Below are 18,511 nucleotides of genomic sequence, written 5' to 3'. Positions count from 1 at the left end.
ATCACCGGCAAGCCGGTTCCCACAGCAATGGTGTTGCTGGTGTGGGAGCGGGCTTGTCAGTGAAGGGGGGCACGGTACCCCCAAGGCGGATCACACGCTGAGCAGCAGGAACTCCCGCTCCCACGAGCTGATGACGCGCTTGAAGTTCTCATGCTCGGCACGCTTGACCGCAACATAGCCCTGGACGAATTGCTGCCCCAGGTACTGCTGGACCTTTTCGCAGTCTTCCATGTGCTGCAGCGCATCTTCGATGGTGATCGGCAGGCGCAGATTGCGTCGCTCGTAGGCGCGGCCCTGCACCGGGGCGCTGGGCTCGAGTTTTTCGACCATGCCGATATAGCCGCACAACAGGCTCGCGGCGATGGCCAGGTAGGGGTTGGCGTCGGCGCCCGGCAGGCGGTTCTCCACGCGCATCGCTTCGGGGCTGGAGGTCGGCACGCGCAGCCCGGCGGTGCGGTTTTCCTCGCCCCACTCGACGTTCACCGGCGCCGAGGTGTCGGGCAGGAAACGACGGAACGAGTTGACGTTCGGCGCGAACATCGGCAGCAGCTTGGGAATGTATTTTTGCAGGCCGCCGATATGGTGCAGGAACAGCTCGCTCATGCTGCCGTCGTCATTGGCGAAGATCGGCTTGCCGGTGGCGATGTCGACCACGCTCTGGTGCAGGTGCATGGCGCTGCCCGGCTCGTCGGTGATCGGCTTGGCCATGAAGGTGGCGGTGACGTTGTGCTTGAGCGCCGCCTCGCGCATCGTGCGTTTGAACACGGTGATCTGGTCGGCCAGGTCCAGGGCGTCGCCGTGTCGGAAGTTGATCTCCATTTGCGCCGGGCCGTCCTCGTGGATCAGCGTGTCCAGGTCCAGGCCCTGGATTTCGCACCAGTCGTAGACGTCCTCGAACAACGGGTCGAATTCGTTGGCGGCATCGATGGAGAATGACTGGCGGCCACTCTCGGCGCGACCCGAGCGGCCCAGCGGCACCTGCAAAGGCAAGTCCGGGTCTTCGCAGCGCTGGGTCAGGTAGAACTCCATCTCCGGCGCGACGATCGGTTGCCAGCCCTTGTCGGCATACAGCTTGAGGACCTTCTTCAGCACGTTGCGCGGCGACAGCTCGATGGGGTTGCCCTGCTTGTCGAAGGTGTCGTGGATGACGATCGCGGTCGGTTCGATGGCCCACGGGATCTGGTACACCGCCGTGGGATCGGGGCGGCAGACCATGTCGATGTCGGCGGCGTCGAGCAGGCTGTAATAGATGTCGTCGTCGACGTAGTCGCCGGTGACGGTCTGCAGCAGCACGCTCTCCGGCAGGCGCATGCCGCGCTCGTGGAGGAACTTGGCGGTCGGGGCGATCTTGCCGCGGGCGATGCCGGTCAGGTCGCTGATCACGCATTCGACTTCGGTGATCCGGTGTTCTTTCAGCCAGGTGGACAGCTGATCGAAGGGGGCGTTCATACAAACCTCTTGGTTGGGTAGTTGTGGTGGGACGCAAGGCGTTCATCGCCGCAGGGCACTTCCCACAGGTGACGCTGAGGACTATCTTGGTCGCAGCCTACGCGGCGATCTATCCACTTTTTTCGACAAGCAATGCACCAAAAGAGTGCATCTAGGACAGCGCGTGACAACGCCAACCGCCTTGCAGGTCCAGGATTACCGCACCACCGATGTGACCGAACAGACCCGCGCCACCCCTGGCTGGCAGCAGCAATACCGGCAGATGTCCCCCGGGCATTTCAACGGTCAGTTGCGCTGGCTTGGCCTCGATGGCGTGGAGGTGTACGAGGAGCGCCTGAATACCCGGGTCGAGCAATTCTTTCGCGCGCCCAGCGGCGCCCTGGCGTTCTGCTTCGACCGCAGCGAAAACAGCCTCTATCTACTCAACGAAGACAGCCGCAATATCTGGATCACCCCGGAGAACTATCAGGAGGTGGCGGTGGTGTTCGAGCAGCCGTTTTTGGCCAGCCATGGCCTCGACCTGGAACGCCTGCGCGGCTTGTTCATGGTGCCACTGAGCTGCCAGCAAAATGCTTTGTTCGGCAACTGGCTGAGCGCCACGCTGACCCGCTTGGGCCAGGCCGATTGCCCGCTGGAAGGCGGGGCGTTGGGCGAGCAGTTGCTGGAGGACTGCCTGTTCATCCTCGACAACGCCGGACAGCATCTGCAGGGGGATGCGTTGGGGCGGCGCGACGAGGAACGGGCGATCATGCGTCGGGTCAGCGAGTGGGCCGCCGACTGCCCCGACGAAACCCTCAATCTGCTGCAGTTGGCCAAGGTTGCCGGTGTTTCCGTGCGTCAGTTGCAGCAAGCCTTCAAGGGTTTCACCAATCTGCCACCGGCGCAGTGGTTGCGCCTGCGTCGTCTGAACGGCGCGCGGCGTGACCTGCTGGTGGGGGACGCGACCGTTGCCGAGGTGGCGATGCGTTGGTCGTTCTGGCACCTGGGGCGGTTTTCCGAAAGCTATCGGCAGCTGTTTCACGAACTGCCCAGTGAGACGCTTCGGCGCGGCAGGGGCTGACCGGCCGGCAGCGCGCTCGCGGTTTCGAAGTTCTTGCCCCCGCTCGGCAGCGGGGGCAAGCCGCCAGATCAGTTGCGATCCAGCCACACCGTCTGGGCATTGGTGAACTCGCGCACGCCGAAGTGCGACAGCTCGCGGCCAAAGCCACTTTTCTTCACGCCACCGAACGCCACACGGGGGTCGGATGCGCAGTAGCCGTTGATGAACACGCCGCCGGTGTCCAGCGTAGCGGTCATGCGCTCGGCCAAGGCGTAGTCGGCGGTGTAGATGGTCGCGGCCAGGCCGAACTCGCTGTCGTTGGCCAGCGCCACCGCGTGCTCGGCGTCACGAGCGCTGATGATCGCCGCCACCGGGCCGAACAGCTCCTGTTTGAACGCGGTCATGTCCGGAGTGACGTTGGCGAACACGGTCGGCTCGTAGAAGTTGGCCGCGCCTTCGACCTTCTTGCCCCCCAGCAGCAGGGTGGCGCCTTCGGCAAGGGTTGCCTGGACCTGGCCATCGAGTTCATCGCGCAAGTCGTAGCGTGCCATCGGGCCGATGTAGGTGGCGTCGTCCAGCGGATTGCCGATGGTCAGCGCACGGGTGGCCTCGACGAACTTGTGGGTGAACGCCTCGACAATGCTTTCTTCGACGATCAGGCGCTTAGCGGCGGCGCAGACCTGGCCGGTGTTCTGGTAGCGGCCAATCACGGCGGCCTTCACGGCAGCATCGAGGTCGGCATCGGCCAGTACGATGAACGGATCGGAGCCGCCCAGCTCCAGCACGCACTTCTTAAGCGCCGCACCGGCCTGCGCGCCAATGGCCATGCCGGCGCGCACGCTACCGGTGAGGGTGATAGCGGCGATGCGCGGGTCGTTGATGGCGCGGGTGACGCCTTCGGGGGTGACATTGATCACCTCGAATACGCCTTCAGGCAGGCCGGCGCGCTTGAACAGGTCGGCCAGCAGGTAGGCGCTGCCCATTACGTTGGGCGCGTGTTTGAGCACATAGGTATTGCCCGCCAGCAGCGCCGGTACCGCGCCGCGCAGCACCTGCCAGACCGGGAAGTTCCATGGCATCACGGCGAGGATCGGGCCCAGCGGGCGGTATTCGATGCGGGCTTTTTCGATCTGGGTCGGCTCCGGCGCCAGCATGGCCGGACCGTGCTCGGCGTACCACTGGCACAGGCCGACACATTTGCTGACTTCGCCACGTGCCTGGCTGATCGGCTTGCCGATCTCGCGGGCGATCATCTGGGCGAAGACTTCGGCGTTGGCCTGCAGGGCCCGCCCGAGCTCGACCAGGTACTCGCTGCGCTGACCCAGCGACACGTTGCGCCACTGGTTGTAGCCGGCCTTGGCGCGTTGCAGCGCCGCGTCAAGTGCGGCGTCGGTGTCGAAGGCGTAGTGGCCGATCCGTTCGCCGCTATAGGGGTCGACGGAGATGGCGTGGGTCAGGCTGCTGATCTCGCTCATGGCAGGACTCTCGTTGTTTTGATCGGATGAGCCCAGACTAGGGGTGGCGCGCTTTAATGAAAACTGAATAATAATGAGCGAAACATTCACGTTTGGAGAATGATCGTGGACCTGGTGCAACTCGAGATGTTCAAGGCCGTGGCCGAGCACGGCAGCATCAGCGCCGCCGCCCAGCAGATCCATCGGGTACCGTCGAACCTGACCACCCGCATCAAGCAGTTGGAGGAAGACCTGGGCGTCGAGCTGTTCATTCGCGAGAAAAGCCGCCTGCGCCTGTCGCCGGCCGGCTGGAACTTCCTTGAATACACCCGGCGCATCCTCGACCTGGTGCACGAGGCGCGGTTGACCGTGGCGGGCGAGGATCCCCAGGGCACCTTCGCCCTGGGTTCGCTGGAGAGCACCGCGGCGGTGCGCATCCCGGCCTTGCTGGCGGCGTACAACCAGCGCTACCCCAAGGTCGACCTGGACCTGTCCACCGGCCCGTCGGGGACCATGCTCGAAGGCGTGCTGTCCGGACGCCTGGTGGCGGCCTTCGTCGATGGCCCGGTGCTGCACCCGACGCTCGAGGGCATGCCGGTGTTCGAGGAAGAGATGATGGTCATCGCGCCGCTGAACCACCCGCCGGTCAGCCGCGCCCGTGATGTCAACGGGTCGAGCATCTACGCGTTCCGCGCCAACTGCTCGTACCGCCACCATTTCGAGAGCTGGTTCGTCCACGACCAGGCGGTGCCGGGCAAGATCCACGAAATGGAGTCGTACCACGGCATGCTCGCCTGCGTCAGTGCCGGCGCGGGTCTGGCGATGATGCCGCGCAGCATGCTTGACAGCATGCCGGGGTGCAGCACGGTTAGCGCCTGGCCGATGGCCGAGGACTTCCGCTACCTGAAGACCTGGCTGGTGTGGCGGCGGGGCACGGTGTCGCGCAGTTTGAGCATGTTCATCAAGCTGCTCGAAGAGCGTCGTGAGCTGCCCGCGCCCTGATGGACTAACGGTGCGCGGCGATGCGAATCCCTGCCTCGGAAGCAACCCCAGAAGCAGAACGGCATCCGCTACCTACAAGGCGGTATTGGCCAGGACGAGGCCAATGCCCTGCGCCGCACGCCCGGCTATGACCTGCATATCACCCTCTCGACGGGAGCGGACGGCAAGTTCCAGAGCGGTGCTGCGCTGGATATCCAGTCGGCCCAGGGGCAATCGGTGCTGGCGCTACAGGACGTGGGGCCGCTGATCTTCGTGCAGTTGCCTGCGGGGCACTACCGGGTGATCGGCAATGCCGATGGCCGGACCGTGCAGCAGCAGGTGACGGTGGACGGCAAGGCGCCGGCGCGGGTTGATCTGAACTGGCGCTGAAAGCTAGCCCTTTCAAGGTGTTTTGGGCGCTAGGCGATTGACCGAGTGAGGGCTACCACGTATCCGCCGTCAGGCTTGCACCGCCTATCAGATCGAGCGCCGCGCGGGCGGCGCTCGATCTGATAGGCGCAGGAGGCTTCGCGGCGAACAAGAAGAGGCAAAATACGAATGAACCCTTGAATGGAACGCAGTGTCCTTAGCCAATAGTGGCAAATTACTTTCCACTTTCTGTTCATTCGGACAATAATCGAAGAAGTATTACCACTTGTAACCCGGTTGGATGTGCCGGGTCGCCGGTGCATAACGAGGGGCGCAGCCCCCACTTGCCCGCAGGTACGCGCAACATCGCGGGCCTGCCCGTGAAGACCATCAGGAGAAGTCATTTAATGAAGACCCATCTCGCCACAGCGTTGGTTGTCGCCGTATTGGCATGCGCTGGCGCCAATCTGGCCCAGGCCGCCCAAGTATCCGGTGCCGTGGGCGCCACTAGCCAGGGTGACATGACCTACCGTATCGGGTTGTCGTTCGACTGGGATAAGAAATGGCTGGAAAGCAGCACTGGTCACCTGACCGGTTACTGGGACGCGGCCTACACCTACTGGGAAGGCGGGGAGGCCAGCGGCGCCCACTCGCTGTCGTTCAGCCCGGTGTTCGTCTATGAATTCAGTGGCTTTACCTATACCCCGTTCATCGAGGCCGGTATCGGTCTGGCGGCATTCTCCAAGACCGACGTGGGGGACCAGCGCCTGGGGTCGTCGGTGAACTTCGAGGACCGGATCGGTTTCGGCCTGAAGCTGCCGGCGGAGCAGAAGATCGGCATTCGCGCCATGCATTATTCCAACGCCGGGTTGAAGCAGCCTAACGATGGGATCGAGTCGTACTCGCTGTTCTACAGCAAAGCCTTCTGAACCGGGCAAGCCCGCTCCTGCCGCGAGGGAGCGGGCTTTAGTCGTTAACGCACGGCCTTGATCGCCAGCACATTGCACAGCGGGTGCTCCAGCACATGCGCCGTGGTGCCGCCGAGAAATGCCTGCAAGGCATCGTGCCGATGGTTGCCCATGACGATCACATCCACCCGGTGGTCGGCGATGTACTGGGTGATCGCCTTGACCGCCGGTCCTTCGAGGAAGTGGCGGCGCTCCAGGTCGATCTGGTAGTGGTCGCCCAGGCGGTTGAACGCCGTGCGCTGGGCCGTGCGCACGCTGGTGTCGAAACCTGGCATGGTCACGGTCCCGGCGCCGAAATCGGCGATATGGGTCCTGGCCGCATCGCATACGTGCAACAGGTGCAGCTCGGCGTCGCACTGCAGGGCCAGGGCGTGGGCGCTACGGATCACCTGGTCGTCCAGGTGTTCGCCAGTGCCATGGCTGTTGAGGTCGACCGCCGCGGCGATCTGTCGGGGCAGGGGCAAGCGGATATCGCTGACCAGGTGCACCGCCACCGGGCTGTCCTTGAGCAGTTGCCAGTCCAGCGGTGTCACCAGCAGGCGCTTGAGGATGGGTTCATGCTGCACGTCCTTGACCAGCAGGTCGCAGCCCAGGCGCTCGACCTGCTCCAGCAGGCTGCCCAACGGGTCGCGGGTCAACAGCAGTTCGGTGGAGACATCCAGGCCGGCATTGCGCAGTTGCTCGGCCTCGTCAGCCAGCCACTGGCGGTTGTCCTCGAGCAAGCGTTCGCGTTCGCGGCCGTCGCTCATCAGGCCGAAGGTGTCGACATCGTCGACGAAGACGTTGAGATCCAGCAGGGCCCCGCTGGATTCGGCCAGCGCCGCGGCGCGCTGCAGGGCAGGCGTATGGCGCATCTGCGGGCCGAGCATGACCAACAATCGCTTGAACTGGCTCATCTCACACCTCCACGTGTGGCAGCCCCCTGTTCAGTCTAGACCCGCCGCCGATGAAATCCCGTGGAGCGACGGCGGGTCGTCTTTCAGTGCGGCGCGCGTGGGATGGTCTTGAGCAGGTCTTCCGGGCTGATGTGCCCAACCACCTGGGCCACTGCGCTGCCCGGGGTCGGCAGGTCGATGATGTGGCTCTTCATCTTGCCGATCACATGCATCTCGCAGGGTTTGCAGTCGAACTTCAGGGTCAGCACCTCGTCACCCTGGATCAGCTGCATCGGCGCCACCTTGGTGCGTACGCCGGTCACGCCCTTGGCCTGCTTGGGGCACAGGTTGAAGGAGAAGCGCAGGCAGTGCTTGGTGATCATCACCGGCACTTCGCCGTGCTCTTCATGGGCCTCGTAGGCCGCGTCGATCAGCTGCACGCCGTGGCGGTGGTAGAAGTCGCGGGCCTTCTGGTTGTAGACGTTGGCCAGGAACGACAGGTGCGACTCCGGATACACCGGCGGTGGCGTGGTCTCGGCCTTGCGTCCGCCACGCGGGTGCGCCTTGACCCGGGCTTCGGTCAGCGCCTCGATGGCTTCGCGGCGCAGGGCCTTGAGCTGCGAGTTGGGGATGAAGTAAGCCTGCGGGGCATCGAGCTCGATGGCCGTGGCGTGGTACATCGTGGTCCCCAGCTGGCCGAGCAGGTCGTGCAGTTGGTCCAGGGCCTGCTGTGGCTTGTTGGCTGCACCGAACGGCCCGTCCAGGGCCACTTGCACACTGACACCCTCTTCACTGCTGAGGGTGAGCATCAGGCGCTGTTCGCGCAGTACCGCATGCCACTCGACACCCACCCGACGCTCGGCGGAGGTGCGCTGCAGCGCCTGCTGCCAGTTGTGGTCGAGGTTGCGCGACAGCGGGTGGTTGGGGCGTAGCTTGTACAGGCCCTCGGGCATCTCGTTGGGCTCGACACGGTAGCGGTAGCGCTTCTGGCCGTCTTCCTCGGATTCGCTCTTGAGTTCGGCGATGTTGGCGCGAAAGCCCACGACTTCACGCTTGACCAGCACATTGAGGCCGTCGCCGTTTGTCAGCGGCACATCGGTGGCCACCAGCAGGTCGCGTTTGCCGACTTTCTCCACCACGCCGACCGGCAGGCCGGTGAAGGTCGGCGAGTCGAAGGCGCCGATGTCGATCTTGCGATCACTGACGAAGTAGTCGGTGCTGCCGCGGTGGAAGGTCTTGTCCGGGTCCGGCACGAAGAAGTGTTCGGTACGCCCACTCGAGGCGCGGGCCAGCTCGGGGCGGTCCTCGAGGATGGCGTCGAGCTCCTTGCGGTAGTGGGCGGTGATGTTCTTCACGTAGGCCACGTCCTTGTAGCGGCCCTCGATCTTGAACGAGCGCACGCCGGCATCGACCAGGTCGCGCAGGTTGGCGGTCTGGTTGTTGTCCTTCATCGACAGCAGGTGCTTCTCGAAGGCCACCACGCGGCCCTGGTCGTCCTTGAGGGTATACGGCAGGCGGCAGGCCTGGGAGCAGTCGCCACGGTTGGCGCTGCGACCGGTCTGGGCGTGGGAGATGTTGCACTGGCCGGAGAAGGCCACGCACAGCGCGCCGTGGATGAAGAACTCGATGGCCGCGTCTGTCTCGGCGGCGATGGCGCGGATCTGCTGCAGGTTCAGCTCGCGGGCCAGCACCAGCTGGGAGAAACCGGCCTGGTCGAGGAACTTGGCCCGCTCCAGGGTGCGGATGTCGGTCTGGGTGCTGGCGTGCAGCTCGATCGGCGGGATATCCAGCTCCATCACCCCCAGGTCCTGCACGATCAGCGCATCGACACCGGCGTCGTACAGCTGATGGATCAGCTTGCGCGCAGGCTCCAGCTCGTTGTCGTGGAGGATGGTGTTGATGGTGGTAAATACGCGGGCATGGTAGCGCCGGGCGAACTCCACCAGTTCGGCGATATCACTGACCTCGTTGCAGGCGTTGTGGCGCGCGCCGAAGCTCGGGCCGCCGATGTAGATGGCGTCGGCGCCGTGCAGGATCGCTTCGCGGGCGATGCTCACGTCACGGGCAGGGCTGAGCAGTTCCAGGTGGTGCTTTGGAAGGGACATGTCGTTATAGGTTCGGGCTGTCACGGTAAGGCGGGCATTGTAACGGTGAATCGGGGCGGGGGCATCCATAACTGATGAACTTGCCCAAACGGTGGTAGTGGGCCTGGCATTTTTGTCAGTGATGCGTGCGGCGCGGTGGTGATAGCGTTGGGCCCAAAATCTTTCTGCGAAAGGTTATGCGATGACTTCCAACCGTTTGGCTGTGATCGACCAGCAGCGATCAGTGTTGGGGAGCTCCAGCCTGCCTAGGGCTTACACGCCGTATGGGGCGGTTTCTGATAAGCGTGGAGCAGTTTTGGCCTATTGCGGCCAGGCCCGTGACTCACTGACAGGCCATTACCACCTGGGCAATGGGCATCGGACCTTTAATCCTTTGCTGATGCGGTTTAACTCGCCCGATCGATTGAGTCCGTTTGCGGTGGGGGGCTTGAATGTCTACGCGTACTGCATGGGTGACCCTGTTAACCGGAACGATCCAACGGGGCGTGTCGCGACGTTGAACGTGGCGTTGTACACGGCTGGCGGGTATGCGTCAGGGAAGTTGCATGAGCACTTGCTGACCCTTTGGAACATGTTCAGTTACAACGTGGACAGAGCCAAGGCACTGACGCTAGATCCAGCAGCGGCCAGGGATCTCCCGGCGCTTTCCAAAAGGGATGTAGGACAAGCTGTACTCGGCGCTGTGACCAGTACTGTTGCATTTGCTGTTGCGGCAGGCGGTACGTACAACGAGCTTCAGATGAGTGCCAAGGCTGTCGACATCATTCCAGCTGCCCCTGGCGTATCTGATCCAGTTGGGGAAATCGTTCTACCGGTGCTCAATCTTCTGACCGCTGGTGCCTCCAAAATGAGCGATGCCATGGCTGGGGACTTGAGTGGGAAGTATAAAGAACTTGCTCGCAAGGGGTCAGAGAAAGTCCAGGAGTTGAACGCCAGAGGGGCGTCTATAAGACAACCTGATGGTGCCTCACAAGGAAGACGAGCTAGTCGGACGAGCACCCTGACTACTAATTCGGTTTGAGGGGCACGCCGCCTGACAAGCAGATGCAGTTGGCAGGCGGCGTAGTGCAAGAAAAGTCGACTTGAGGCGATCAGCCCTTGGCCGCCATCGCCGTCACTTCCACACGCATCCCCTCGAACGCCAGCGCAGCCACGCCCACCGCCGCGCGCACCGGCCATGGCTTCTTGAAGAACCGCTGGTACACCTCGTTGAACGCCGCCCGGTCGGCCATGTCGGTCAGGTAGATGGTCAGGTGCAGTACCCGGTCCATCGAGCTGCCGGCGCGCTCCAGGGCGACCTTGAGCGCCTGCAGGGTGCATTCGCACTGGGTGGTGATATCGCCCAGCTCTAGGCTGCCGTCGGCCTGCACGGGGATCTGGGTGCTGACCAGGATGCCGTTGTACTCGGCAACGTCCGAGGAGATCGAGTCGGCGTCCGGGTCGGGGGTGTAGATAATGTCGGTGTTTGCCATGGGGGTTCGCCTTGCAACGGAAGGAAACCGCCAAGCCTACGCGAGCGGGTCGGGCTGGTCGAGGCGTGGCGGCCGGTCGCGGGTATTTGAAATGCGTGCCGCGGCCGGTCAGAATCGCGCCCCGACCCGGCCACTGGCGCCGGGCCCAGGTTGTCAGAAGAGGCTTGCGTTGAACGAACACACATTGTCCATGCGTCTGGAACGGGTGGCCGCCCATGTGCCGGCCGGGGCGCGCCTGGCCGATATCGGCTCGGACCATGGCTACCTGCCGGTGGCGCTGGCGCGCCGCGCTGCGATTGTCGCGGCGGTGGCCGGCGAGGTGGCGCTCACGCCCTACGAGGCTGCACGACGCACCGTGCGCGAGAACGGCCTGGAGGATCGCATCACCGTGCGTCATGCCAACGGCCTTGCGGCCATCGAACCGGGTGACGGCATCACCGCGATCACCCTCTGCGGCATGGGCGGCGAGACCATTCGCGATATTCTCGAGGCCGGCAAACAGCACTTGGGCGGGCACGAGCGCCTGGTCCTGCAACCCAACGGCGGCGAGCCGGCGTTGCGCCAGTGGCTGATGGACAACGACTACCGGATCGTCGGTGAGGAAGTGCTGCGGGAAAACCGTTTCGACTACGAGATCATCGTCGCCGAACGTGCCGACGCGGTCACCTACACGGCTGAGGAGCTGTATTTTGGTCCGCTGCTGATGCAGGCGCGTAGCCCGGCCTTCCTGTTCAAATGGCAGCGTATGCTGCGTCAGAAGCAACAGACCCTGGCCAACTTCGCCCGGGCACGTCAACCGGTGCCCGAGGACAAGCTGCGGGAGATGACCCGCCAGGCACGCTGGATCAGCGACCTGCTGGCTTGAGGCCTCTTACTTGGGGTTGACCACGCTGGCTGGCACCTTAAGCACCAGCACACCCCCAAGCACGATGGCCACGGCCAGTACCTGCAGGGCCAGGCCCGGGTTGGCGGTGCTGTCGCGCATCCAGCCGATCAGGTAGGGCGCGGCGAACGATGCGATGCTGCCGAACGAGCTGATCATGGCGATACCGGCGGCCTGGGCGCCACCTGCCAGGAACGCCGGCGGCAGTTGCCAGAACATCGGCAGGGCGGCGCTGGCGCCCATGCCGGCAACCACCAGCCCGGTCATCACCAGCAAGGCATTGCCCGGTGCCGAGCCGGCCAGGGCGATACCGGCGGCGGCCATCAGCAGCGGCGCGCACAGGTGCCAGCGGCGTTCGCGCCGGCGGTCCGAGGAGCGCCCGCAACCGAGCATGAACAGGCACCCGGCCAGGTAGGGGATGGCGCTGAGCAGGCCGACCTGGCCGTCGCTGCCGATGCCGGCGCCGTGGATCAAGCTGGGCATCCAGAAGGCCAGGGTGTTGACCGCCAACATCACCGCGAAATACACCGTCACCAGCAACCAGACCTGCGCGTTGCCGAACAGGCCGCGCAGCGAGCTGATGGGTTTGTGCCGCTCCTCGCCGGTCATTTCTTCGCGTAATGCGCGCTTTTGCCCGGCATCGAGCCAAGCGACCTGCTCGAAGCTGTCCGGCAGGCACTTGAGCACCACCAGTCCGAGCAGCACCACCGGCAGGCCCTCGATCAGGAACATCCATTGCCAGCCGCGCAGGCCGCCCTGGTCGTGAAAGGCCTGGAGGATACCGCCGGACAACGGCCCCCCGACCACCCCGGCGAGGGGCACGGCAATGGCGAACAACGCGGTGACTTGCGCGCGCCGCCGCGCAGGGTACCAGCGGTTGAGCACCACGAGGATGCCAGGGAAAAAGCCCGCTTCGGCCACCCCCAGCAGAAACCGCAAGGTATAGAAGCCGGCAGCGTCCTGCACCCACATCATGCCGGTGGACAACAGGCCCCAGACCACCATCAGGGTGGCGATCCAGCGCCGCGGCCCGATTCGCTCCAGGGCCAGGTTGCTGGGCACGCCGAACAGCGCGTAGGCGATGAAGAACAGGCCGGCGCCCAGGCCGTAGACCGTGTCGGAAAAGCCCAGGTCGGCGCTCATCTGCATCTTGGCGAAGCCGATATTGATGCGATCCAGATGGGCGAACAGGTAGCACACCAGCAGCAGCGGCATCAGCCGCCAGGTGATGCGGGCATGGGTGGCGTCGCAGGCGCGCACGGGCGTGGCCGTGGAGGTATCGATCGTATTCATGGTCCGGGACGTTCTTGTTGTTGTCCCGGCAGATCATGCGGCGGTGTCGCGGGCGGGCAAATGCACTTTCAGCAAGATGGCTGGTATTTTTCCCTGGGCTTAGAGCTGCGAGCAGTTGCCCATCTGCCGGTAGTCGACTTCGCGGGTCTGGCCCTGGTGGTCGACGTAGACCATGTGCGCGGTGCCCACCTGGCAGTCGGCGTCGTTGCTGGCCGGGGTGATCGAGATGACTTTGGCGATGTCCAGCGGCATGCCGTATTCGTAGGTGCTGGCGGTGGTGTCGGCCAATGCGCCAAACGAGGCGAGGGTGGCGCTCAGGGCGAGCAGGGCGATGGAACGGTTCATGACAGGCTCCTCATTCAGTGCGGATAACCTAATGATCCATTCATTTGTGTTTCACAATAAATGGGCTATCCCGTGATAGATTGTTGCCTTTCATGTATGAATGAGGGTGTCGGCCCATGGACATGCTGCATGCGATGCGAACCTTCGCCCGGGTAGTTGAATGCGGCAGCTTCGCCGCGGCGGCCCAGGCCCTGGACATTTCGGCGGCGCAGGTGTCGCGGATCGTCGCGGAGCTTGAGAATCAGCTGCAGACCCGCCTGCTGCACCGCACCACCCGGCGCTTGCGCATGAGCGAGGCGGGGGAGCGGTTTCTGGAGCGTACCCGACAGATCATGCTGCTCACCGAGGAGGCGGTGGACGAGGCCCGTGGCGCCCACCTCACGCCTCGCGGCCACTTGCGTTTTCATTGCACCCATGGCCTGGGCTTGCTGATGATGCCGCTGGTGGCGCGCTACAACGCCACTTGCCCGGAAGTGGTGATGGAACTGACGCTGTCGCAGCGCAACCCCGACCCGCTGGCCGAGGGGCATGATGTGGTGATCACCATCGGACAGGGGCTGCCGGATTCGCAACTGATCGCCATCCCGCTGGGCAGCATCCACAGCATTCTCTGCGCCTCCCCCGAGTACCTGGCCCGCCACGGCGTGCCCGAGCGGCCTGAGGACCTGCATGAGCATGTCTGCCTGCGCACGGTCGACCCGCTGTTCGAGGAGGACTGGTCGTTCGAGGGGCATTCCGACAGCTGTGTGATCGTGCCCCAGGACACCTTCCTCACCAACGTCGCCGACGCCATGCTCAAGGCCACCGAGCTGGGCATGGGGGTGGGTCTGTTGCCTTACTATTCGGCCAGCCAGGCCATGGAGGAGGGGCGCCTGTGCCGGTTGCTGGCGCCGCATCGGCTGCGCCAACGGGAGATCTACGCGATCTACCCGTCGCGGCATTTTCTGGACGCCAAGGTGCGCACCTGGCTGGATTTTCTCAAGGAACAACTGCCGCTGCTGTTTGCCGAGCATCAGCGAGTGGCGGATGAGCCCCGCTACTGGCGTTGACAGACAGTCGGGTCAACGGCTGTCCTGATCCTCGGCGCTGCCGCCCGACGCTCCAGCCCCGGAGCCTGTGGCTTCACCGGTGCTGTTGGAGCCACCGGCAGCGCCGTCGGCAGCATCGGAATCGGTGCCGGTGTCACTGCTGTCGTTGTCCTTGCTGCCACCGGGGCTGTTGACGCTACTGCCGTCACCGGCAGTCTTGCCCTGGTCGGTTGAGCGTTCGGTGTGGCTGCCGCCACCGTTCATGTCGGTTGCCGCAAGGCTCAGGGTGGCGCCGCTACCAAGCAGCAGAGCCAGCAACAAGGCGAGGGGACGTGGATTGGCCATGATGAATCTCCTGTCGGATGACGTGTCATGGTTGGGCCGCCACAGCCGCGCCAAGGTGCCCGTCAAGCGACGGGCGGTCCTTGGTATGAGCGGTCAGTGCGCCTCGGGACGCGGCGCCTGCTGGCCATGCGTGGTGTCCATCGCCTCCAGCGTCGGGTGCTCCTGGGCCGCGTGCATCAGGTCCTCGGTCACCCGCAGCTCCGCGCCGGTCGGCGAGAAGGTCGCGGTCGGCGCGAAGGGCGCCGGGTGCTCCGGTGCCGGGCGCTTGCCACGGCGCCAGAGGAAGAAACCGACCATTGTCAGGTTGATGGCAGCAAAGGCCCAGAACAAACCGGCCTCGCCGTAGGCGGTCATCATCGGTGAAATGGCCAGCGGCGCCATGGCCGAGCCCAGCGAGTTGATCAACAGCAGCCCCTGGATCATCGGCACCAGCGCGTCGGCCGGGGCACGGTCGGCGGCGCTGCTGACGGCCACTGGATACAGCGCGAACACACCGCCGCCGAGCAGGAACAGCAGTGCTGGCAGCAGCACGGTGTCGGCCGGCAGCAGCACGATCAGCACCGACAGCACGGTGCACAGGGCGGCCAGGGCGATCAGCACGTCCTGGCGGTCCTTGCGATCCGACCAGCGCCCGACCGGGTACTGCAGCAGCATGGCGCCAAGGATCACCCAGGCCATCATGTCGCCGACCTTGCCCACATCCAGGCCGATGCGTTGCAGGTACAGCGGCAGCAGGGCGTAGATCCCGGCGATGGCGACCCCCGAGCCGAAGCAGCCGACCAGCCCGGTCGGCGCCACACCCAGCAATTGCCGTGGCTTGAGCGGCTCCACCTGGTCCAGCAGCGGCGATACCCGTGGCAGGATCACGATCGGCAGCACCGACAGCGTGGCGAGCATGCCGGCAACCATGAACGGCGCGGTCTCGCCCCAGCCGGTGACTTCGCCCAGGCCAGCCTGGGCGATAACCCCGGCGCCATAGAAGGCGATCATGTACAGCGCCAGGAGGCGCCCACGGATCTTGGCGTCGCCGGCCAGCAGCAGCCAGCTCTCGATCACCAGGAACACCCCGACCGCGGCCCAGCCGTTGATCAGGCGCAGGGCGAACCACCAGGTGGTGTCGTAGAACAGGCCCTGCAGCAGGATGGTCGCGCCGATCAGGGCGGCGAAGCTGCTGTAGGCGCGGATGTGGCCGATGCGCAGGATCAGGCGGTCGTTGAAGATCGCCCCCAGGGTCAGGCCGATAAAGTAGGCCGAGGAGACTACGCCGATAGTGGTCGCCGATTCGCCGGCGGCGCCCAGGCGCAGGGTGGTCAGGGAAGACAGCACGCCATTGCCCAGGGCAATGATGAACAGGCCGAGCAGGGGTGCCAGCGCCATCGCCAGCAAACGCACAGACATAGTTACCTCAAGGTTGAAAAGAGCTCAGATGCGCCTTTTCGGCTGCACGGGCCGGGTCGTGGCGCGGTGCAGTGCGACCTGGGCGGGCTGCGACCTTGGCAAGATTCAACCGCAGACCTGATAGAGGCAGGCCAGGCGGGGGCGGTTGAGCCTGTTGCACATGCGCGATGTGATGAGGCGTGAACGCTGTCTTTGCGGGCGGTTGCCACCGGCTGGGGCGACGGGCGAAAAGGAGGCGGGATTTTAAGGCCTGTGCAGGATTTGCCAAGTAGGAAAAGGCTGCGACGAGTAGCCGCAGGTGCGTCAGCCCAGCCGCTTCGCCGTCAACAGCAGGGATTGCGGTACCTGGCTCTGCGGATGCTGCGGTTCCTGCAACGCCAGCAGGTCGAACCCGGCCAGTTCCAGCGCTTTGAGCCAGCTGCCCAAGGTGCGGAAGTACCAGGGCATGGGGCGCCAGTCACCGGCAAAACCGGCGAACGACTCCTCGCGCCAGCCATCCTGGTAGTGGCCGGCGGCGGCCGTCCACGGGTGCAGGGTCTGGATCAGCAGCGTGCCGCCGGGCAGCAGCAAGGCCCGTATGGCGCAGAGCAGGGGGATGATGTCCTGTTGCAGGAGGGCGAAATTGGCGCACACCAGGTCATAGCCGTGGCCGATGTCCACCGTGCCTTCGGCCAGTTGCCGGTAGCTGGCCAGGTGAACCTGCGGTGAGCCCGCCGAGTGCGCGGCGGCAACCAGCGTCCCATCGCCATCCACACCGACCGCGTCGATGCCTCTCGCCGCCAGGGCCCGCAGCAACCAGCCCTCGCCGCAGCCGAGGTCGAGCACCCGGGCAGGCTGACGTGCGAGCACGGCGAGCAGTATCGCCTGGTCGGTGACCTCGCGGCGGGAGGCGATGGTGCCGGAGCGTACGGCCTCGATCCAGGCCTGGGCGTTGTGCCGCCAGCTGTCCAGCAGGGGATCGGTGGTGGTGGGCATGGTCAGGTTCGATGAAGGTGGGTGGCTTCAGCATAGGACAGCCTTGTATCCGAGGCCCTTTGCTCTGCACACTGGCGCACCTGCGAAGGAGCATGGCATGGCACTTGCGAAAGCGGATTTCACCACGCGCCTGCTGGTCGATGCCGGTATCGGCCCTGGCATGCGCGTGCTCGACGTTGGATGCGGCAGCGGCGATGTGAGCTGGCTGCTGGCTCACCTGGTGGACGGAGATGGAGCGGTGGTCGGCGTTGACCAGGCGGTGGGCGCCCTGGAAATCGCACGCCAGCGCGAGACACCCAAGGGCGCGGCGGTACCTGAGTTCGTGCAGGCTGACCTGCAGGCACTGCCCGAGTCCCTGGGGTTGTTCGACGCCATCGTCGGGCGTCGGGTGCTGATGTACCAGGCGGAGCCGGTCAAGGCCCTGCGCCTGTTGGCCCGGCACCTGCTGCCCGGTGGTCTGATGGTGTTCCAGGAGCATGACGGCAGTCTCACCCCGGCCAGCCTGGAGCCCTTCCCGTTGCATCACAAGGCCCAGCAATGGCTGCAACGGATGCTGGCCCACGAGGGGGCGGACCTGCATATCGGTTTCAACCTGCATCGGCTGTTCAGCGAGGCGGGGCTGGCGGTCGAGGACCTGCGCGCCGAGTGCCTGGTGCAGACACCCGACAGTGCCTACCCCTTGGCCGATATCGTTCGCGCCTGCCTGCCGCGGATCATCGCCCATGGCGTGGCTACGGCCAGGCAGGTCGGGATCGATACGCTGCACGCGCGACTGGAGGCCGAGCGACTTCAGTCGCGGGGCATCTACATAGGCGACCTGGCCTTTGGCATCTGTGCGCGCAAGCGCTGAACAATGTGTTTATTTGATCAAGGAGATATCGGATGGCGCAGTACACCGCACAAGTGACCTGGAACCGTGACGGGCAGGATTTTCTCGGTAACCGCTACAGCCGGCGGCATGTATGGCGTTTCGATGGTGGGGTGGAAGTGCCGGGCTCTTCCTCGCCCCATGTGGTGCCGTTGCCGATGTCGGATGCCTTGGCGGTGGATCCTGAGGAGGCGTTTGTCGCGGCGTTGTCGAGTTGCCACATGCTGTGGTTCCTGTCCCTGGCGGCCAAGCGGCGGTTTTGTGTCGAGCGGTATGTTGATGATGCCTTGGGGGTGATGGGGGTCGACGAGGCAGGGCGCATGGCCATGACCGTGGTGACCTTGCGGCCGGTGGTCGAATTTTCCGGGGAGCGGCGGCCTGGGGTTGATGAGTTGGAGCGGTTGCATCATATGGCGCATGAGGCGTGTTTTATTGCCAACTCGGTGAAGACTGAGGTTCGGTGTGAGCCGGTGGTTTCTGGGTGAGATATTGATTGTTGATTGTTGATTGTTGATTGTTGATTGTTGATTGTTGATTGTTGATTGTTGATTGTTGATTGTTGATTGTTTAGAAAGTTGTATGCGCATTCATTTGCGATGTCGACGCTTAATCACCTTTCCGCCCTTACGGCGGGTTACTTAATGAGATGGTCACCCCGGCACCC

At 64.5% G+C, this 18,511-nt stretch carries 18 protein-coding genes and 1 pseudogene; 9 read left to right on the top strand and 10 right to left on the bottom strand.

Annotation, left to right across the window (positions count from 1 at the left end; all coding sequences use genetic code 11):
• Window positions 1–90: 90 nt before the first annotated feature.
• Window positions 91–1,449: a glutamine synthetase family protein gene (locus tag CC207_RS10605; RefSeq protein WP_028689491.1), complete on the bottom strand. Its 1,359-nt coding sequence runs from the start codon at window positions 1,447–1,449 to the stop codon at window positions 91–93.
• A gap of 163 nt (window positions 1,450–1,612) precedes the next feature.
• Here CC207_RS10605 and CC207_RS10600 point away from each other — a divergent pair, with 163 nt between their 5' ends.
• Complete coding sequence (locus CC207_RS10600) at window positions 1,613–2,509, top strand: helix-turn-helix domain-containing protein (protein WP_028689492.1); 897 nt, start codon at window positions 1,613–1,615, stop codon at window positions 2,507–2,509.
• A 68-nt stretch (window positions 2,510–2,577) separates the two neighbouring features.
• Here CC207_RS10600 and CC207_RS10595 read toward each other — a convergent pair whose 3' ends face one another.
• Window positions 2,578–3,963, bottom strand: coding sequence for an aldehyde dehydrogenase family protein (locus CC207_RS10595; protein WP_028689493.1), 1,386 nt, complete (start codon window positions 3,961–3,963; stop codon window positions 2,578–2,580).
• Window positions 3,964–4,068: 105 nt separating this feature from the next.
• Between CC207_RS10595 and CC207_RS10590 the strand changes: the two genes are divergently transcribed.
• The 3 genes and pseudogenes from CC207_RS10590 (at window position 4,069) to CC207_RS10580 (ending at window position 6,221) form a co-directional block, all read left to right on the top strand.
• Complete coding sequence (locus CC207_RS10590; RefSeq protein WP_028689494.1) at window positions 4,069–4,944, top strand: LysR family transcriptional regulator; 876 nt, start codon at window positions 4,069–4,071, stop codon at window positions 4,942–4,944.
• A gap of 42 nt (window positions 4,945–4,986) precedes the next feature.
• Window positions 4,987–5,313, top strand: a pseudogene (locus tag CC207_RS28290) (carboxypeptidase regulatory-like domain-containing protein); the annotation flags it as partial.
• A 386-nt stretch (window positions 5,314–5,699) separates the two neighbouring features.
• Window positions 5,700–6,221, top strand: coding sequence for an acyloxyacyl hydrolase (locus CC207_RS10580; protein WP_062361827.1), 522 nt, complete (start codon window positions 5,700–5,702; stop codon window positions 6,219–6,221).
• Between the two features lie 44 nt (window positions 6,222–6,265).
• Here CC207_RS10580 and CC207_RS10575 read toward each other — a convergent pair whose 3' ends face one another.
• Window positions 6,266–7,156: a universal stress protein gene (locus CC207_RS10575; protein WP_028689496.1), complete on the bottom strand. Its 891-nt coding sequence runs from the start codon at window positions 7,154–7,156 to the stop codon at window positions 6,266–6,268.
• An 83-nt stretch (window positions 7,157–7,239) separates the two neighbouring features.
• On the bottom strand, window positions 7,240–9,240 hold the full coding sequence (locus CC207_RS10570) for a U32 family peptidase (RefSeq protein ID WP_028689497.1): 2,001 nt from the start codon (window positions 9,238–9,240) through the stop codon (window positions 7,240–7,242).
• Between the two features lie 181 nt (window positions 9,241–9,421).
• Between CC207_RS10570 and CC207_RS10565 the strand changes: the two genes are divergently transcribed.
• Window positions 9,422–10,261 (top strand): RHS repeat-associated core domain-containing protein, encoded by an 840-nt coding sequence (locus CC207_RS10565; RefSeq protein WP_081791537.1) that lies wholly within the window; start codon window positions 9,422–9,424, stop codon window positions 10,259–10,261.
• A gap of 70 nt (window positions 10,262–10,331) precedes the next feature.
• Here CC207_RS10565 and CC207_RS10560 read toward each other — a convergent pair whose 3' ends face one another.
• Window positions 10,332–10,712 carry a RidA family protein gene (locus tag CC207_RS10560; RefSeq protein ID WP_028689498.1) on the bottom strand — a complete coding sequence of 127 codons (381 nt, stop codon included), beginning with the start codon at window positions 10,710–10,712 and terminating at the stop codon, window positions 10,332–10,334.
• 169 nt (window positions 10,713–10,881) lie between these two features.
• Here CC207_RS10560 and CC207_RS10555 point away from each other — a divergent pair, with 169 nt between their 5' ends.
• Window positions 10,882–11,577, top strand: coding sequence for a tRNA (adenine(22)-N(1))-methyltransferase TrmK (locus tag CC207_RS10555; protein WP_028689499.1), 696 nt, complete (start codon window positions 10,882–10,884; stop codon window positions 11,575–11,577).
• 6 nt (window positions 11,578–11,583) lie between these two features.
• Here the strand turns inward: CC207_RS10555 and CC207_RS10550 are convergent, their stop codons facing one another.
• On the bottom strand, window positions 11,584–12,888 hold the full coding sequence (locus CC207_RS10550) for an MFS transporter (RefSeq protein ID WP_028689500.1): 1,305 nt from the start codon (window positions 12,886–12,888) through the stop codon (window positions 11,584–11,586).
• Between the two features lie 99 nt (window positions 12,889–12,987).
• The gene (locus CC207_RS10545) at window positions 12,988–13,233 is read right to left on the bottom strand and encodes a DUF2790 domain-containing protein (RefSeq protein ID WP_028689501.1); all 246 of its coding nucleotides are present in this window, start codon (window positions 13,231–13,233) and stop codon (window positions 12,988–12,990) included.
• Between the two features lie 116 nt (window positions 13,234–13,349).
• Here CC207_RS10545 and CC207_RS10540 point away from each other — a divergent pair, with 116 nt between their 5' ends.
• Window positions 13,350–14,282, top strand: a complete 933-nt coding sequence (locus tag CC207_RS10540) for a LysR family transcriptional regulator (protein ID WP_028689502.1) — start codon at window positions 13,350–13,352, stop codon at window positions 14,280–14,282.
• Window positions 14,283–14,294: 12 nt separating this feature from the next.
• Here the strand turns inward: CC207_RS10540 and CC207_RS10535 are convergent, their stop codons facing one another.
• The 3 genes from CC207_RS10535 to CC207_RS10525 all read right to left on the bottom strand — a co-directional run bounded on the left by CC207_RS10535 (window position 14,295) and on the right by CC207_RS10525 (window position 16,979).
• Complete coding sequence (locus CC207_RS10535) at window positions 14,295–14,606, bottom strand: hypothetical protein (protein ID WP_028689503.1); 312 nt, start codon at window positions 14,604–14,606, stop codon at window positions 14,295–14,297.
• A 93-nt stretch (window positions 14,607–14,699) separates the two neighbouring features.
• A complete protein-coding gene (locus CC207_RS10530) occupies window positions 14,700–16,004 on the bottom strand; it encodes an MFS transporter (RefSeq protein ID WP_028689504.1) in 1,305 nt (434 codons plus the stop codon).
• 303 nt (window positions 16,005–16,307) lie between these two features.
• A complete protein-coding gene (locus tag CC207_RS10525) occupies window positions 16,308–16,979 on the bottom strand; it encodes a bifunctional 2-polyprenyl-6-hydroxyphenol methylase/3-demethylubiquinol 3-O-methyltransferase UbiG (RefSeq protein WP_088852061.1) in 672 nt (223 codons plus the stop codon).
• Between the two features lie 97 nt (window positions 16,980–17,076).
• Here CC207_RS10525 and CC207_RS10520 point away from each other — a divergent pair, with 97 nt between their 5' ends.
• Both CC207_RS10520 and CC207_RS10515 read left to right on the top strand, forming a co-directional pair.
• Window positions 17,077–17,829, top strand: a complete 753-nt coding sequence (locus tag CC207_RS10520; RefSeq protein ID WP_088852060.1) for a methyltransferase domain-containing protein — start codon at window positions 17,077–17,079, stop codon at window positions 17,827–17,829.
• Between the two features lie 32 nt (window positions 17,830–17,861).
• The gene (locus CC207_RS10515) at window positions 17,862–18,332 is read left to right on the top strand and encodes an OsmC family protein (protein ID WP_088852059.1); all 471 of its coding nucleotides are present in this window, start codon (window positions 17,862–17,864) and stop codon (window positions 18,330–18,332) included.
• Window positions 18,333–18,511 lie beyond the last annotated feature (179 nt).

This window comes from Pseudomonas sp. DrBHI1 (genome assembly GCF_002205115.1).
GTDB classification, from domain to species: Bacteria; Pseudomonadota; Gammaproteobacteria; order Pseudomonadales; family Pseudomonadaceae; genus Aquipseudomonas; species Aquipseudomonas mosselii.
This window is presented reverse-complemented; position numbering and strand designations above follow the sequence as displayed.

Coding starts and splice junctions, on each gene's coding strand:
- CC207_RS10605 (WP_028689491.1), bottom strand. CDS start 1,449: ATGAACGCCCCCTTCGATCAGCTGTCCACCTGGCTGAAAGAACACCGG.
- CC207_RS10595 (WP_028689493.1), bottom strand. CDS start 3,963: ATGAGCGAGATCAGCAGCCTGACCCACGCCATCTCCGTCGACCCCTAT.
- CC207_RS10580 (WP_062361827.1), top strand. CDS start 5,700: ATGAAGACCCATCTCGCCACAGCGTTGGTTGTCGCCGTATTGGCATGC.
- CC207_RS10575 (WP_028689496.1), bottom strand. CDS start 7,156: ATGAGCCAGTTCAAGCGATTGTTGGTCATGCTCGGCCCGCAGATGCGC.
- CC207_RS10570 (WP_028689497.1), bottom strand. CDS start 9,240: ATGTCCCTTCCAAAGCACCACCTGGAACTGCTCAGCCCTGCCCGTGAC.
- CC207_RS10565 (WP_081791537.1), top strand. CDS start 9,422: ATGACTTCCAACCGTTTGGCTGTGATCGACCAGCAGCGATCAGTGTTG.
- CC207_RS10560 (WP_028689498.1), bottom strand. CDS start 10,712: ATGGCAAACACCGACATTATCTACACCCCCGACCCGGACGCCGACTCG.
- CC207_RS10550 (WP_028689500.1), bottom strand. CDS start 12,888: ATGAATACGATCGATACCTCCACGGCCACGCCCGTGCGCGCCTGCGAC.
- CC207_RS10545 (WP_028689501.1), bottom strand. CDS start 13,233: ATGAACCGTTCCATCGCCCTGCTCGCCCTGAGCGCCACCCTCGCCTCG.
- CC207_RS10540 (WP_028689502.1), top strand. CDS start 13,350: ATGGACATGCTGCATGCGATGCGAACCTTCGCCCGGGTAGTTGAATGC.
- CC207_RS10535 (WP_028689503.1), bottom strand. CDS start 14,606: ATGGCCAATCCACGTCCCCTCGCCTTGTTGCTGGCTCTGCTGCTTGGT.
- CC207_RS10530 (WP_028689504.1), bottom strand. CDS start 16,004: ATGTCTGTGCGTTTGCTGGCGATGGCGCTGGCACCCCTGCTCGGCCTG.
- CC207_RS10525 (WP_088852061.1), bottom strand. CDS start 16,979: ATGCCCACCACCACCGATCCCCTGCTGGACAGCTGGCGGCACAACGCC.
- CC207_RS10520 (WP_088852060.1), top strand. CDS start 17,077: ATGGCACTTGCGAAAGCGGATTTCACCACGCGCCTGCTGGTCGATGCC.
- CC207_RS10515 (WP_088852059.1), top strand. CDS start 17,862: ATGGCGCAGTACACCGCACAAGTGACCTGGAACCGTGACGGGCAGGAT.